Origin of the sequence: Streptomyces sp. NPDC048352 (genome assembly GCF_040651895.1) — a bacterium.
Taxonomy (GTDB): domain Bacteria; phylum Actinomycetota; class Actinomycetes; order Streptomycetales; family Streptomycetaceae; genus Streptomyces.
On record NZ_JBEZKZ010000122.1, the window covers coordinates 1 to 13990 of the forward strand.

The 13990-nt window shown below is 74.4% G+C and carries 13 protein-coding genes; 2 read left to right on the plus strand and 11 right to left on the minus strand.

Going from position 1 to position 13990, the window contains the following annotated elements:
• Nucleotides 1-237: 237 nt before the first annotated feature.
• The 7 genes from pheT to infC form a co-directional block, all read right to left on the minus strand.
• Nucleotides 238-2766 carry a phenylalanine--tRNA ligase subunit beta gene (gene pheT, locus AB0D45_RS33440; RefSeq protein ID WP_362466183.1) on the minus strand — a complete coding sequence of 843 codons (2529 nt, stop codon included), beginning with the start codon at nucleotides 2764-2766 and terminating at the stop codon, nucleotides 238-240.
• Nucleotides 2766-3893, minus strand: a complete 1128-nt coding sequence (gene pheS / locus AB0D45_RS33445; protein ID WP_362466186.1) for a phenylalanine--tRNA ligase subunit alpha — start codon at nucleotides 3891-3893, stop codon at nucleotides 2766-2768. Before pheS ends, pheT begins: the two co-directional genes overlap by 1 nt.
• 160 nt (nucleotides 3894-4053) lie before the next feature.
• Nucleotides 4054-5136: an ATP-binding protein gene (locus AB0D45_RS33450; protein ID WP_361609708.1), complete on the minus strand. Its 1083-nt coding sequence runs from the start codon at nucleotides 5134-5136 to the stop codon at nucleotides 4054-4056.
• 55 nt (nucleotides 5137-5191) lie between these two features.
• Nucleotides 5192-6049 carry an RNA methyltransferase gene (locus AB0D45_RS33455; RefSeq protein ID WP_362466189.1) on the minus strand — a complete coding sequence of 286 codons (858 nt, stop codon included), beginning with the start codon at nucleotides 6047-6049 and terminating at the stop codon, nucleotides 5192-5194.
• Between the two features lie 202 nt (nucleotides 6050-6251).
• Nucleotides 6252-6638 (minus strand): 50S ribosomal protein L20, encoded by a 387-nt coding sequence (rplT, locus tag AB0D45_RS33460; protein ID WP_007263143.1) that lies wholly within the window; start codon nucleotides 6636-6638, stop codon nucleotides 6252-6254.
• A 100-nt stretch (nucleotides 6639-6738) separates the two neighbouring features.
• Nucleotides 6739-6933, minus strand: a complete 195-nt coding sequence (rpmI, locus tag AB0D45_RS33465) for a 50S ribosomal protein L35 (protein ID WP_030012385.1) — start codon at nucleotides 6931-6933, stop codon at nucleotides 6739-6741.
• 101 nt (nucleotides 6934-7034) lie between these two features.
• The gene (gene infC / locus AB0D45_RS33470) at nucleotides 7035-7742 is read right to left on the minus strand and encodes a translation initiation factor IF-3 (RefSeq protein ID WP_361609713.1); all 708 of its coding nucleotides are present in this window, start codon (nucleotides 7740-7742) and stop codon (nucleotides 7035-7037) included.
• 323 nt (nucleotides 7743-8065) lie between these two features.
• On the opposite strand from infC, the gene AB0D45_RS33475 reads away from it, so the two are divergent.
• Nucleotides 8066-8431: a DUF1844 domain-containing protein gene (locus tag AB0D45_RS33475; protein ID WP_361609715.1), complete on the plus strand. Its 366-nt coding sequence runs from the start codon at nucleotides 8066-8068 to the stop codon at nucleotides 8429-8431.
• 67 nt (nucleotides 8432-8498) lie between these two features.
• Here AB0D45_RS33475 and AB0D45_RS33480 read toward each other — a convergent pair whose 3' ends face one another.
• Genes AB0D45_RS33480 through AB0D45_RS33490 form a run of 3 tightly spaced genes read right to left on the minus strand, consistent with a single transcriptional unit; the run spans nucleotide 8499 to nucleotide 11328 of the window.
• Nucleotides 8499-9251, minus strand: a complete 753-nt coding sequence (locus AB0D45_RS33480; protein WP_362466194.1) for an SseB family protein — start codon at nucleotides 9249-9251, stop codon at nucleotides 8499-8501.
• A 5-nt stretch (nucleotides 9252-9256) separates the two neighbouring features.
• Nucleotides 9257-10441: a type VII secretion-associated serine protease mycosin gene (gene mycP / locus AB0D45_RS33485; RefSeq protein ID WP_362466197.1), complete on the minus strand. Its 1185-nt coding sequence runs from the start codon at nucleotides 10439-10441 to the stop codon at nucleotides 9257-9259.
• Nucleotides 10438-11328, minus strand: a complete 891-nt coding sequence (locus AB0D45_RS33490) for a hypothetical protein (protein WP_362466200.1) — start codon at nucleotides 11326-11328, stop codon at nucleotides 10438-10440. The genes mycP and AB0D45_RS33490 overlap by 4 nt, the downstream gene beginning before the upstream one ends.
• A gap of 143 nt (nucleotides 11329-11471) precedes the next feature.
• On the opposite strand from AB0D45_RS33490, the gene AB0D45_RS33495 reads away from it, so the two are divergent.
• Nucleotides 11472-12665, plus strand: a complete 1194-nt coding sequence (locus AB0D45_RS33495) for an amino acid deaminase/aldolase (RefSeq protein ID WP_362466203.1) — start codon at nucleotides 11472-11474, stop codon at nucleotides 12663-12665.
• Here the strand turns inward: AB0D45_RS33495 and AB0D45_RS33500 are convergent.
• On the minus strand, nucleotides 12662-13990 hold a 1329-nt coding region (locus AB0D45_RS33500), incomplete at its 5' end, for a haloacid dehalogenase-like hydrolase (RefSeq protein WP_362466206.1). The genes AB0D45_RS33495 and AB0D45_RS33500 overlap by 4 nt on opposite strands.

Sequence of the window (13990 nt, forward strand, 5' to 3'; positions counted from 1 at the left end):
GCGGAGCGTGTCCCCTACCCGCCCTTCCACCGTTCCCGGGGGCTCCGCCCCAGACCCCGCGCCTCAAACGCCGGCGGGGCTGGAGATGCGGGTCTTTGAGCCGCGCCGGCGATTGAGGCGAGAACGGTTGAAGGGCGGGTAGGGGACGGCCGCCGCAGGGTGGCCGGAGCCCACCCGAACGGGTGAGGGGCGCGCCCGGTGATCCGGACGCGCCCCTCAGCGAGAGCTACGGCGGCGCTACGCGCCCCGCAGCACCGCCCCGGTCCGCTCGCCGGCCAGGGCCACCGCCGCGTCGCGCGCGGACGTGGACTCCTCGGCCGTCAGCGTCCGGTCGGCCGCGCGGAAGCGCAGCGCGTACGCGAGGGACTTCTTGCCCGCGCCGACCTGCTCACCGGTGAACACGTCGAACAGCCGCAGGGACTCCAGCAGTTCGCCGGCGCCCTGGCGCAGCGCGTCCTCCACCGCCGAGGCGGGGACCGACGCGTCCACGATCAGCGCGACGTCCTGGGTCGCCACCGGGAAGGTGGAGATCCGGGGCGCCTGCACGGCCCCGCCGCCGGCCGCCGCGAGGCGGTCCAGGTCGAGCTCCATGGCGCTGGTGCGGGCGGGCAGGCCCATGGCCTTGACCACGCGCGGGTGCAGCTCGCCGGCGTGGCCGATGACCTGTTCGGCACCGTCGACGGTGACGACCAGCTCGGCGCAGCGGCCCGGGTGCCAGGGGCCGTACTGGCCCTGGCGGACGACCAGCTCCGCGCCCGCCTCGACGGCCAGCGAACGGGCGGCCTGGACCGCGTCGGCCCAGTCGGCCGGACGGCCCTTGCCCCACCAGCCGGCCTGCTCGCGGGCACCGGCCAGCACGACCGCGGCGTACCGCGGCTGCGCGGGCAGGGCCGCGTCCAGGGTGGCGACCTCCTCGTCGGTGGGACGCCGGTCGACGCCCAGCCGTACGGCGACGCCCGGCTCGGCGGCGGCACGGAAGACCGAGCCGGTCTCGAAGAGCGCGAGGTCGTGGCTGCCGCGGCTGTCGTTGCGGCGCAGCGCGGCGAGCAGGCCCGGCAGCAGCGTGGTGCGCAGCGCCGGCTCCTCGTCGGACAGCGGGTTGACCAGCCTGACGACCTGGCGGCTCGCGTCGTCCGCGGGCAGCTGGAGCTGGTCGAAGACGGCCTCGCCGAGGAACGGGTAGCTCAGCGCCTCGACGTAGCCGGCGCCGGCCAGCGCGCGGCCGACGCGGCGGTGCAGCTGCTGGCGCGGGGTCAGTCCGCGGCCGGAGGGCACCTGCGGGAGGGTGGAGGGGAGGTTCCCGTAGCCCTCCAGCCGGATGACCTCTTCGGCGAGGTCGTTGGGCTCGGCGAGGTCGGGGCGCCACGAGGGGACGGTGACGACGAGCTCGTCCTGGCCGTAGACGTCGCAGCCGATCTCCTGGAGGCGGCGTACGACGGTCTCGCGGCCGTACTCCATGCCCGCGACGCGGTCCGGGTGGTCCGCGCTCATCGCGATGGTGCGCGGGGCGCCCGGGGCGGTGAGCTCGGTGACGCCGGCCTCGGCGGTGCCGCCGGCGAGCAGCACCAGCAGGTCGACGGTCCGCTGCGCGGCCGCGGCGGCGGCCTGCGGGTCGACGCCCCGCTCGAAGCGCTTGGAGGCCTCGGAGGACAGCTTCAGGCGGCGGGCGGTGCGCGAGATCGACACGGAGTCGAAGTGCGCGGCCTCGATGACGACGTCCGTGGTGCCCGTGACCCGTCCGGTCTCGGGGTCCGTCACGGAGTCGGCGATCTCGGTGTTGGCGCCGCCCATGACACCGGCGAGCCCGATGGGGCCGCTGCTGTCGGTGATCACCAGGTCCTCGGCGTCGAGGGTGCGCTTGACCCCGTCGAGGGTGGTGAACTTCTCGCCCTGCTCGGCACGGCGGACGCCGATCGCGCCGTCGAGGCGCGCGCGGTCGTAGGCGTGGAGCGGCTGGCCGAGTTCCAGCATCACGTAGTTGGTGATGTCGACGGCCAGCGAGATCGGGCGCATGCCCGCCTTCTGGAGGCGGCGCGTGAGCCAGATCGGGGACCGCGCCTCGGGGTCGAGGCCGGTCACCGTGCGGGCGGTGAAGCGGTCGCAGCCCTGCGGGTCGGAGATCTGCACGGCGTAGCCGTAGGAGTTCGGCGCGGGCACGTCGAGCAGCGCCGGGTCGCGCAGCGGCAGGCCGTAGGCGGTGGCGGCCTCGCGGGCGACACCGCGCATGGACATGCAGTAGCCGCGGTCCGGGGTGATGTCGATGTCGAGGACCTCGTCGACGAGCTGGAGCAGCTCGATCGCGTCGGTGCCCGGCTCGTACTCCGGCGGCAGCACGATGATGCCGTGCGTGCCGTCGTCGCCCATGCCCAGCTCCTCGCCGGAGCAGATCATGCCGTGCGAGGTCTTGCCGTACGTCTTGCGCGAGGCGATCGCGAAGTCGCCGGGCAGGACGGCGCCGGGCAGGACCACGACGACCTTGTCGCCGACGGAGAAGTTCCGGGCGCCGCAGACGATCTCCTGCGGCTCGCCCGTGCCGTTGGCCTGGCCGACGTCGACCGTGCAGAAGCGGATCGGCTTGCGGAAGCCCTCGAGCTCCTCGATGGTCAGCACCTGGCCGACGACGAGGGGGCCCTTGAGGCCGGTGCCGAGCTGCTCGACGGTCTCGACCTCGAGGCCGGCGTCGACCAGCTTGGCGGCCACGTCACGGCCGGTCTCGCCCGCGGGGAGGTCGACGTACTCCCGCAGCCAGGAAAGCGGGACGCGCATCAGATCTCACTCCCGAACGGCCGGGTGAAGCGCACGTCACCCTCGACCATGTCTCGCATGTCTTCAACGTTGTGACGGAACATCAGCATCCGCTCGATGCCGAAGCCGAAGGCGAACCCGCTGTACTTCTCCGGGTCCACACCGCAGGCGGTGAGCACCTTGGGGTTGACCATCCCGCAGCCGCCGAGCTCGATCCAGCCCTCGCTGGAGCAGGTACGGCAGGGGCGGTCGGGGTTGCCCACCGACGCGCCGCGGCAGACGTAGCACTGCATGTCCATCTCGGCGGACGGCTCGGTGAAGGGGAAGAAGTGCGGGCGCAGCCGGGTGGTGGTCTGCTCCCCGAAGAGCTCCTTGACCATGTGGTCGATGGTGCCCTTGAGGTCGGCCATGGTCAGGCCCTCGTCCACGGCGAGCAGCTCGACCTGGTGGAAGACGGGGGTGTGCGTCGCGTCGAGCTCGTCGGTGCGGTACACGCGGCCCGGGCAGACGATGTAGACGGGGGGCTTGCGCTCCAGCAGCGAGCGCGCCTGCACCGGGGAGGTGTGGGTGCGCAGCACGACGCCGGACTCGTCGCCCGCGGTGCCCTGGGGGCCCTGGACGAAGAAGGTGTCCTGCATCTGGCGCGCCGGGTGGTCGGGGGTGAAGTTGAGGGCGTCGAAGTTGAACCACTCCGCCTCGACCTCGGGGCCTTCCGCGACCTCGTAGCCCATGCCCACGAAGATGTCCGCGATGCGGTCCATCAGGGTGGTCAGGGGGTGGCGGGCGCCGGCCGGCACGCGGTCGTAGGGCAGCGTGACGTCCACCGCCTCCTCGACCAGCACCCGCTCGTCGCGCTCGGCCTCCAGCTGGACCGTGCGGGCCCCGAAGGCCTTGTTCACGGCGCCGCGGGCCTGTCCGACGCGCTTGCCCGCCTCGGCCTTGGCCTGGGGCGGCAGGGCGCCGATCTCGCGGTTGGCGAGCGCGAGGGGCGAGCGGTCGCCCATGTGCGCGGTCTTCGCCTCGCGGAGCTCGTCGAGGTCGCCGGCGGACGCGAAGGCGGCGAGCGCCTCGTCCCGCATGCGCTCGATCTCTTCCGGTTTCAGTGCCTCGACCTCGACAGGGTCGTACGACTTGTTCGGTGCCGACATCTCTTCCCGTACTTCCGATGGCTGGCTGGTGGGTCCCCGCACGACCTGATCGATACGTCTCGGCTCGATCGGCACAAGGACACAAAGGTGCCAAAGGACGAGTCTAAGGGCCGCCGGGGGTGGAGGAGCCCGTGGGCCGCCTGGCGAGACCTCCGCAGGGTTACTGCGTGAGGTAGGCCGGGGCGCTCACGGGCAGGATAAATCGGAACTCGGCGCCGCCTCCGGGGCCGCGGCCGACGGTGATGGTGCCGCCGTGGGCCTCCACGATGCCCTTGACGATGTACAGGCCCAGGCCGGTGCCGCCGCGCTTGCTCCCCCGCCAGAAACGGGTGAAGACGCGGCCCATCGACTCCTCGGGGATCCCGGGGCCCTCGTCGGTCACGGTGACGGCTGTTCCCTTCTCGTGCGGCGCTACGTCGATGGTGACCGTTCCGTCACCGTGGCGCACCGCATTTTCCAGGAGGTTGCCGAGGATCTGATCGATCTTGTCCGGGTCGGCCCACAGATCGGGCAGGGGGCTGCTGACCCGTACGAGGAACCGCTCGGGGGCCTGGCCGTTCGCGGTGAGCGCCTGGACGTGGCGGCCCACGGCGGCGGCGATGTCGACCGGCTGGCGGCGTACCTCGAGGCGGCCGGAGTCGATGCGGGAGATGTCGAGGAGCTCGGCGATCAGCCGGGTGACGCGGTTGGCGTCGGCGTCGACGGTCTCCAGCATCAGCCGCTTCTGGTCGTCGGTGAACCGCTCCCACTTGGCGAGCAGGGTCGCGGTGAAGCCCTTCACGGAGGTCAGCGGGGAGCGCAGCTCGTGCGCGACGGTCGCGATCAGCTCGGCGTGGCTGCGCTCGGTGCGCCGCCGGGCCTCGGTGCCGCGCAGGGTGACCACGAGGCGGCTGAGCGGGCCGGTGGGGTGGGTGCGCACGTAGCTTGCGGCGACGAGCACCTCGCGCCCGCCGGGCAGCAGCAGGTTCCGCTCGGGCTGGCCGCGCCGGGTGGCGAGTCCCCCGTACGGGTCGGTCAGCGCCCACCAGCGGCGGCCTTCGAGGTCCTCCAGCGGCAGCGCGCGCTCGATGGGAGCGCCGAGGGCCCGGCCGGCCGCGAGGGCCGTGATCCTGGCGGCGGCCCGGTTGAAGCAGACGACGTGCCCGGTGTGGTCGGCGACGACGAGCCCGTCGGGCAGTTCGTCGGGGTCCAGCCCGAAGGCACCGCCAGCGGCTCCTGGCGAGCTGTTCGTACCGACGGTCATGTCCCCGTACCCCACATCTCCGGGTAGCGCAGTGGGCCCCCGGGCGGCCACATTACTAGCTGGGGGTCACGGAGCGGCACCCTCCGGGCGCCCGCTGTGCACGCGCGGACGCGTAGAGGCACACGGCGGCGGCCGTCGCGAGGTTCAGGCTCTCCGCCTTGCCGTGGATCGGGACCCGGACGACGGCGTCCGCGAGGGCCCGGGTCTCCTCGGGCAGGCCCCACGCCTCGTTGCCGAAGACCCAGGCCGAGGGGCCGCCCATGGTGCCGGCGTCCAGCTCGGCGTCGAGGTCGTCCTGCCCGGCCCCGTCGGCGGCGAGGATCCGTACCCCGGCCGCCCGCAGGCCCTCCACGGCCTGCTCGACCGGCACGCCCACGGCCACCGGGAGGTGGAAGAGGGAGCCCACGGAGGCGCGTACGGACTTCGGGTTGTACAGGTCGACGGAGGCGTCGGTCAGCACCACCGCGTCGGCGCCGGCGGCGTCCGCGCAGCGCAGCACCGTGCCGGCGTTCCCGGGGTCGCGGACGTGGGCGAGGACGGCGACCAGCCGGGGGCCGGCCTCGAGGATCTCCTCGAACGGGGAGTCCAGGAAGTGGCAGACGCCGACCAGCCCCTGGGGGGTGACCGTCTGGGAGACCTCCGCGAGCACCTCGTCGGAGGCGTAGTGCACCCGGGCCCCGGCCAGCAGCGCCGCCTCGACGATGCCGGCGTAGCGCTCCGCGGCCTCGACGGTGGCGAACAGCTCGATCAGGGTCGCGCCCTGGGCCCCGCGGTGCTCGACCGCCTCGCGGACGGCCTGGGGGCCCTCGGCGATGAACCGCCGCTCCTTGGTGCGGAAGTTGCGCCGCGCCAGCCGCCGGGCGGCGGCCACCCGCGGGGATCGGGGGGAGATCAGCTCGGTGGGGTGACCCATGGTGTCTGCGGTTCTCTCTCGGTTCTGCGGAGCGGTTCGGCGGGGCGGTCTGCGGAGCGGTTCGGCGGGCGGTCTGCGGAGCGGTCCTGCGGGCAGTCTGCGGAGCGGTCCTGCGGGCGGCGGGGCGAAAGCACACGGACCCGCAGGCGGGAAGCCTGCGGGTCCGTGGGGTGCCGGTCGCGTGAAGCGGGCCGGCCAGGCTTTAGGCAGCAGCCTTGGGCGCGTTGACGTCGGCCGGGAGGGCCTTCTGCGCGACCTCGACGAGCGCGGCGAACGCGTTGGCGTCGTTGACGGCCAGCTCCGCGAGGATCTTGCGGTCCACCTCGATGTTGGCGGCCTTCAGACCCTGGATGAGGCGGTTGTACGTCATGCCGTTCTGGCGGGCAGCGGCGTTGATGCGCTGGATCCACAGCTGACGGAAGTCGCCCTTGCGCTTCTTGCGGTCGTTGAAGTTGTAGACCAGCGAGTGGGTGACCTGCTCCTTGGCCTTGCGGTACAGGCGCGAGCGCTGACCGCGGTAGCCGGAGGCCGCCTCGAGGATCGCCCGGCGCTTCTTGTGGGCGTTTACTGCCCGCTTGACGCGTGCCACTTTTAACTCCTTGTAGCGGGGCCGTGGTTGTCTTCACACGGCCCGAAATTCGATGGGGTCCCGGTCTCGACGTCCCGCTCCCGGACGGGAGCGGAGGGCGTCAGATGCCGAGAAGCTTCTTGATCTTCGCGGCGTCGCCGGGAGCCATCTCCGCGTTGCCGGTGAGGCGACGGGTGACGCGGGACGACTTGTGCTCGAGCAGGTGGCGCTTGCCGGCGCGCTCGCGGAGCACCTTGCCGGAGCCGGTGACCTTGAAGCGCTTCTTGGTACCGCTGTGCGTCTTGTTCTTCGGCATGGCGCCGTTATCTCCTCGTCGGTGGCGCTCCCGCCGGCCCCGGGGGACCGGCTTGCGGGAGCGTCATGCTTGTTGGGTGATCCGGGACGGGCTGTCCTGGATCAGGCCTCGGCGTTCGCCTCGGCAGTGCCTTCGGCGGCGGCCTCGGCAGTGTCCTCGGCGCCTGCCTCGGCGGACTCCGCTTCGGCCGGAGCGGCCTCGGCGAGGGCACCGCCCTGACGCTCGGCCTTGCGGGCGGCCTGCGCCTCGCGGGCTTCGGCCATCGCCTCGGTCTTCTTCTTGTGCGGACCGAGAACCATGATCATGTTTCGGCCGTCCTGCTTCGGGTTCGACTCGATGAAGCCGAGGTCCTGGACGTCCTCCGCGAGGCGCTGCAGCAGTCGGTAGCCGAGTTCCGGCCGGGACTGCTCGCGACCGCGGAACATGATCGTGATCTTGACCTTGTCGCCCTGCTTGAGGAACCGAACGACGTGACCCTTCTTGGTGTCATAGTCGTGCGGGTCGATCTTCGGCCGGAGCTTCATCTCCTTGATGACCGTGTGCGCCTGGTTCTTGCGCGCCTCACGGGCCTTCATGGCCGACTCGTACTTGAACTTGCCGTAGTCCATGAGCTTGCAGACCGGCGGGCGAGCGGATGCCGCGACCTCGACCAGGTCCAGGTCGTATTCCTGTGCGAGCTCAAGCGCCTTCGCAAGCGGGACGATGCCCACCTGTTCGCCGCTGGGACCGACGAGTCGCACCTCAGGGACACGAATCCGATCGTTGATGCGGGGCTCGGTGCTGATGGATCCTCCTCGGTAGCACCACACGGTTGCCTGGCAGACAACCGCTGACGTCTTGTGTCGTCAGACCTCACCGCGGCGGAGAATGCAAAATGCCCCGCCGGGCACAGGCAGGGGCTCCAAAACAACCGGAGCACCGCCGCGTGCGACCGCGGGGCGCAAATCAGCGTGCTTCCATCGTCCGTACGGAACGATGGCTGCCGCTTGACCGGATGACCCGCCTCCCCGGAGGGTGGTCGGGTGGGAGATCGGAGCCTCCACTTGTTGGCCGGGCACGCAGGTGTCCGGCCGGTCGTCATCCATACTACCCCACGCATGGCAAGGCCGCCGCACGACCTATCGTGGAGCGCATGACTGACGCGACGCCCTCCGATTCCACCCCTCCCGACTACGACGAGATGACCCGCGACATCGCGGACGTCCCGGCCGTCGAGGTCATCACCACGGTGGCCGTCCACCTGCTGAGCGCCGCGGCGGTCAACCTGGGCCTGGACAAGCCGGACTCCGAGCACAAGGACCTCGACGAGGCCCGCAAGCTGATCACCGCCCTGGCCGGCCTGGTGACCGCCAGCGCCACCGAGATCAGCTCCTTCCACGCCGCCCCGCTGCGCGACGGCCTGAAGTCGCTCCAGCTGGCCTTCCGCGAGGCCTCGATCGTCCAGGACGAGCCGGGCCAGGGCCCGGGCGAGAAGTTCACGGGCCCCGTCTACGCCTGACCCGCGCCGAAGGGCCGCCCGCACGGCGCGGGCGGCCCTTCGCCATGTGCGGGGCGCGGTACGGCGCTCAGCGCGTGAAGAGCGCGTCCCCCGGCGGGAGCGGGGCGTCGGCCGGGAGGAGCGCCAGGTCCAGGCCGCGTACGAGGCGGCCGCGCAGGGTCTCGTCCGCCGCCAGCGCCTCGGCCACGCGGCGGGCCGCGGGAGCGGGCTCGGCGTCCGCGGCGAGCACCACCGCCAGGGTGCCGTCGGCGCCGGCGCCGCTCCGGCCCAGGTGGGCGCGGAGCACGGCGGGCTCGGCGGCCACGGCCGCCCGTACGGCCTCGCGCACGGCGGGGTCCACCAGCGGGTCGGGGTCGGTGCGGCCCTCGGCCAGCGCGAGCAGCGCCGGGCCGGTCAGCTGGTAGGGGACGGGGCCGGCCAGGTCGATGACGACCGTGTCGGCCTTCTCGTGCGCGGCGGCGGCCAGCGCCTGGTGGAGCGGGACGGCCACCGGCCGGGCCGCCGGGTCCCACAGGGCCAGCGAGGCGAGGGAGGTGAAGGCGGGCAGCGCCCGCCGGTTCCCCGCGGTGAGGGTGGGGACGGCCATGTCGCTGGTCTTCTCGCGCTTGAGGCCGGTCTCCGGGTCCGTCTCGACCTCGCCGAGCATCGCCACGACGGGCACCAGCAGCCGGGCGTCCTTCAGGGCCGCCAGCAGCTGCGGTTCGGCCGCCCGGTCGGCCGCCCAGGCGGCCAGGGCCGCGCTCAGCCGGGGATCGGCCGTGCCGTCGTCGTCGGAGAAGCCGGGGTCCGGGATGTTCTTGGTCGCCTCGCTGTTGTTCACCACAGTTACGTGACCCTATCCCGCCGGGCGGCGCGCGGCCGCCCGGCCAGGACGCCGGCCAGCACCAGCAGGGCCGCTCCCCCGGCCGCCGCGGCCACGACGCCGGGCCGGGTCCGGGAACCGGGCGCCCGGACCGGCTCGGGGCCCGGGCCGAAGTAGCGCCGCCCGGCCGGGACGGCGGCGGGGACGGGCGCCTCGGGGCGCAGCGCCGCGCCGGCCTGGAGCGCGGCGACGGGGTCGACCGTGCCGTGTCCGCGGGCGTCGTCGCGGCCGCCTGCGGGGCGTGCGGCGGCGGTGTCCTCCAGCAGCTTCTTGACCTGGGCCGGGGAGAGGCCGGGGTGGGCGGCCTTGACGAGGGCCACGGCGCCGGAGACGAAAGCCGCGGCGGCGCTGGTGCCCCAGCCCTCGTAGTACGAGCGGTCGGGGTCGGCGATGACGACGTCGACGCCGGGGGCGCTGACGGTGGCGTACCAGTGGCGGGTGGAGAAGGGCGCCTTGCGGCCCTGGCGGTCGACGGCCGCGACGGCGATGACGCCGGGGTAGGCGGCGGGGTAGGAGGTGTGGTCGCCGCGTTCGCCGCCGTTGCCGGCGGAGGCGACGACCACGACGCCCTTGGCGAGCGCGTACTGGACGGCCTCGTCCTCGGCGGGCTCGTGGTGGGCGGAGTCGCTGTCGTCGCCGAGCGAGAGGTTGATCACGTCGGCGCCGTGGTCGGCGGCCCAGCGGATGCCCTCGGCGAGGGCTCCGGACTTGCTGTCGCGGGCCTGGGCCCGGCCGGGGTCGCCCTCCTCGAGGATCACCCGGACCGGCAGGATCCGCGCGTGCGGGGCGATCCCGAGGACGCCCTGGCCGCGGTCGGGGCCGTGGCCCCGGCCGGCGATGATGCTGGCCATCGCGGTGCCGTGGCGGGCCCAGGCGCGGTCGCCGCGGCCGGCTCCCATGCCGACGAGGTCGGCGCCTTCGAGGACCTGGCCGGTGAGGTCGGGGTGGGTGGCGTCCACGCCGGTGTCGAGGACGGCGACGGTGACCCCGTCGCCCTGGGTGGTGCCCCAGGCCTCCTCGGCGCGCAGCGCGAGCAGGCCCCACTGGCGGTCGCGGATGGTGTCGGCGGCGGCGGGGTGCGCGGCGCTCGCGGTGAGGAGGGCGGCGAGGGCGGCGGCCGCGGCCGCGCGCAGCGGGGCGGGGTTCACCGTGCGGATCCCTTCGCCGGCGGCTGGGGTGCGGCCGGCGGGGCCGGAGCGGGGGCCGCGAGGGCGGTCAGGGCCTGTCCGACCCGGTCGGCGGCGGCCTTGGCCTCGTGGCCGAGCCCGGCTTCGGCGACGGTCCCGGTGGCGCCTTGCCGGGCCGCCTCCTCGGCGGGGACCGGCGCGTCGACGGTGCGGCCGTCGGCGAAGGCGGAGACGGCGTAGACCACGGCGGGGGCCTCGTCGGCGACGGTCGCCGTCCAGGCGGCGCGGCGCGCGTCGGCGTACTCGTAGGCGGGCGGGACGGTCAGGTGGTCGCGGAGGGCGTTCATGGCGGCGGCGTCGGCGGGGGTGAAGACCAGGCCGACGGTGATCAGGGAGCTGCGGGTGGCGTCGGTGTAGGTGGCGCGGAGCACGCGGGTGCAGCCGGTGGCGGCGAGCGCGGTCCGCCAGTCGGCGGGCAGGGCTGCGGCGCAGTCGGCGTCGGGGGCGAGGGCGATCCGGGTCCAGCTGCGGTCGGCGCCGCCGGGGCCGGCGTCCGGGCCGTCCAGCACGGGCGGGAGGAGGCTGTCCACGGGGGCCGAGCGCCACAGCGCGGCGGCCTCGCGGTAGGCGGCTTCGGGGGCCGGCGGGCGGTGTGCGGAGCGGTATCCGCTCCAGGCGGCCGTGGCGGCGCCGGCGAGGAGGGCGGTGCCGAGGAGGGCGCACAGGGTGGCGGCGAGGATCCGGCCGGGGCGGCGGCGGGGGCGGTGGGCGTGGTGCGGCGGCGGGGGCTGGTGGGGCTCGCCCGGTCCGCCCGGCTCGCCCGGTCCGCCCGGCTCGCCCGGTCCGCCCGGCTCGCCGGGTCCGTCCGGCTCGCCCAGGACCGCGGCCCGTGGTGTCGACGTGGTCATCCGGCGGCTCCGCCCCCCGTTCCGTACGGCTGCCTGCCCGTACTCTACGGGGCTCGGGCGGCGACCGGGCGGGGGCGGGGTGGGCGGAGCCGGGTGGCCGACGGGCCTACCGGGCGGTACGGCGGTCTGGCAAGCTGCCGCCCATGAACTCGGACCGGGCCCGGTACGACCGGGCGACCGCGCATCTCGACGCGCCCCTGGCCATGGTCGACCTGGATGCCTTCGACGCCAACGCCGACGATCTCGTGCGGCGTGCGGGCGGGAAGCCGGTCCGGGTCGCGAGCAAGTCCGTCCGGTGCCGGGCGCTCCTCGAACGGGTGCTGGCCCGCCCGGGGTTCGCCGGCGTCATGTCGTACACCCTGGCCGAGTCGCTGTGGCTCGCCCGGTCCGGGTTCGAGGACGTGCTGCTGGCCTATCCGTCCGCCGACCGCGCGGGGTTCGCGGAGCTGGCCGGTGACGCGAAGCTCGCGCGGGCGGTCACCGTGATGGTGGACGATCCGGCGCAGCTGGACCTGATCGAGCGGTCGCGCGGCGGCGGGGCCGAGGAGATCCGGGTCTGCCTCGAACTGGACACCGCCCTGCACCTGCTGGGCGGGCGGGTCCGCGTGGGGGCGCGGCGCTCGCCGCTGCGCGAGCCGGGGCAGTTGGCGGAGCTTGCGGCGGCGGTGGCGGCGCGGCCGGGTTTCCGGGTGGTGGGGCTGATGGGCTACGAGGGGCACGTGGCCGGGGTCGGGGACGCGCTGGCCGGGCGGCCGGTGCGCTCGCGGGTGATCCGGCTGATGCAGGGCGCGGCCCGCAGGGAGCTGGCGGTGCGGCGGGCCGAGGCGGTGCGGGCGGTACGGGCGGTGGTGCCGGACCTGGAGTTCGTCAACGGCGGCGGGACCGGCAGTGTGGCGCAGACGGCGGCCGAGGAGGCGGTGACGGAGATCGCCGCCGGGTCGGGGCTGTACGTGCCCCGGCTGTTCGACAACTACACCTCGTTCCGGGGGCGTCCGGCCGCGCTGTTCGCGCAGCCGGTGGTCCGGCGGCCCGGGGTGGGGGTGGTGACGGTGCTGGGCGGCGGCTATCCGGCTTCGGGGGCGGCGGGCGCCGACCGGCTGCCGGTGCCGTACCTGCCCGCGGGACTGCGTTACGACCCGCAGGAGGGGGCCGGGGAGGTGCAGACGCCGCTGCTGGGGAGCCCGGCGGACGACCTGCTGATCGGCGACCGGGTGTGGTTCCGGCACGCGAAGGCCGGGGAGCTGTGCGAGCGGTTCGACGTCCTGCACCTGGTGGAGGGGGACCGGGTCGTGGACTCGGTCCCCACGTACCGGGGCGAGGGCCGGACCTTCCTCTAGTAGACGGTGTCCGTCTGGTCGGGGATGACGCCGCCGTCATCCCGGCGGACGGGGCCGGGGGTGCCGTCGTGGTCGGTGTGGCCGGTGGTGGAGCAGGGGTAGGGGCTGGTCCTGCGTGGTTTGGGCTCGATGAACATCGGGTTCACGATCCACCTGCCGTCGCTGTTGTCGTAGGCCCGGCACATCAGCTCGTTCTTGTTGCGGTTGACCACCAGGCGCAGGGCGGTGGCGTCGCGCAGGAAGGTGACGTCGGTGTCCGAGTCGCCCGCGGCGAAGACCTGGCGGCGGGCGGCCGGCTGGACTTCCCCGGCGGCCCGGCCGCGTACCCGGAAGACCTCCTTGTTGATCCAGCAGCGCTTGCCGTCGATGTACGGGATCAGCGTGTCGGCGCCGTCGGGGACGGATCCGCAGCCCTGGAGGTGGGCGGTCAGCGTGCCGTCGCGGGTGGTGTTGCGGATGCCGATGACGTGGCGGGCGTCGATGCCGGCGCCCTGGGCCCAGACCTCGACGACGGGCTGGGGTGAGGCGGAGCTGATCCAGACGTCGAAGCCGGCGCGCCGGAGGTTGGCGATGAGGTCGCGCTGCTGGTCGTAGTAGCGGACCCAGCCGGTGGCGGTGCCGGTGCCGACCTGCTGTCGCGTGCCGATGGGCGCGGTGAGGTTCTCGGTGCGGGCGGCGGCCGCGAAGCCGCGGATCTCGCTCGCGGTCCAGCCCTGCATCAGCTGCGCCAGCCAGGCGTAGCCGGGTTCGGTCGTCCGGCGGTCCCAGCCGGCGAAGGCCGCGGCGCCGGTCCGGGTGGCGGCGGTGCCGTAGACGGCGTTCAGCTCGTCGGCGCAGGCGGCGCCCTCGGGGGTGCCGGTGGGCAGGGGGGCGCCGGGGCGGGCGAGGGGGCCGCAGGCGGTGGCGAGGGCGTGGGCCGCGGGCGGGGTGAGGTGGCGGCTGGTGGTGGTCCAGTCGCCGCCGCCGGGCTGGCGGATCCTCCCGTTGCGCAGCAGCCAGAACATGGTGGCGTCGCCGACGTCGTTCTTGACGACGGTGTTGTCCCAGTCGAAGACGGCCACGGGTCTGGCGCGGCCGGGCCGGTGGGGGCCGCAGCCGCCGTGGCGGTCGATGAGCTGCTGGAGGCGGGCCTGGTTGTCGCCGTACCAGCCGGCGGCGAGCCGCGGGGTGGCGCAGTGGGCGGCGGACCGGCGGGCCGCTTCGGCGGCGGGGGCGGTCATGGCGAGGGTGGCGAGGGTGGCGGCGGTCGTCGCGGCGGCCGCGGCGGCCCGGAGCCGCCGGGCGGTGCTGGGGCGGGTCACTGCGGGGACGCTCCTGGGTGTGGG

Coding starts and splice junctions, on each gene's coding strand:
- AB0D45_RS33450 (WP_361609708.1), bottom strand. CDS start 5,136: ATGACCGTCGGTACGAACAGCTCGCCAGGAGCCGCTGGCGGTGCCTTC.
- AB0D45_RS33455 (WP_362466189.1), bottom strand. CDS start 6,049: ATGGGTCACCCCACCGAGCTGATCTCCCCCCGATCCCCGCGGGTGGCC.
- AB0D45_RS33475 (WP_361609715.1), top strand. CDS start 8,066: ATGACTGACGCGACGCCCTCCGATTCCACCCCTCCCGACTACGACGAG.
- pheS (WP_362466186.1), bottom strand. CDS start 3,893: ATGTCGGCACCGAACAAGTCGTACGACCCTGTCGAGGTCGAGGCACTG.
- AB0D45_RS33495 (WP_362466203.1), top strand. CDS start 11,472: ATGAACTCGGACCGGGCCCGGTACGACCGGGCGACCGCGCATCTCGAC.
- AB0D45_RS33490 (WP_362466200.1), bottom strand. CDS start 11,328: ATGACCACGTCGACACCACGGGCCGCGGTCCTGGGCGAGCCGGACGGA.
- pheT (WP_362466183.1), bottom strand. CDS start 2,766: ATGCGCGTCCCGCTTTCCTGGCTGCGGGAGTACGTCGACCTCCCCGCG.
- rpmI (WP_030012385.1), bottom strand. CDS start 6,933: ATGCCGAAGAACAAGACGCACAGCGGTACCAAGAAGCGCTTCAAGGTC.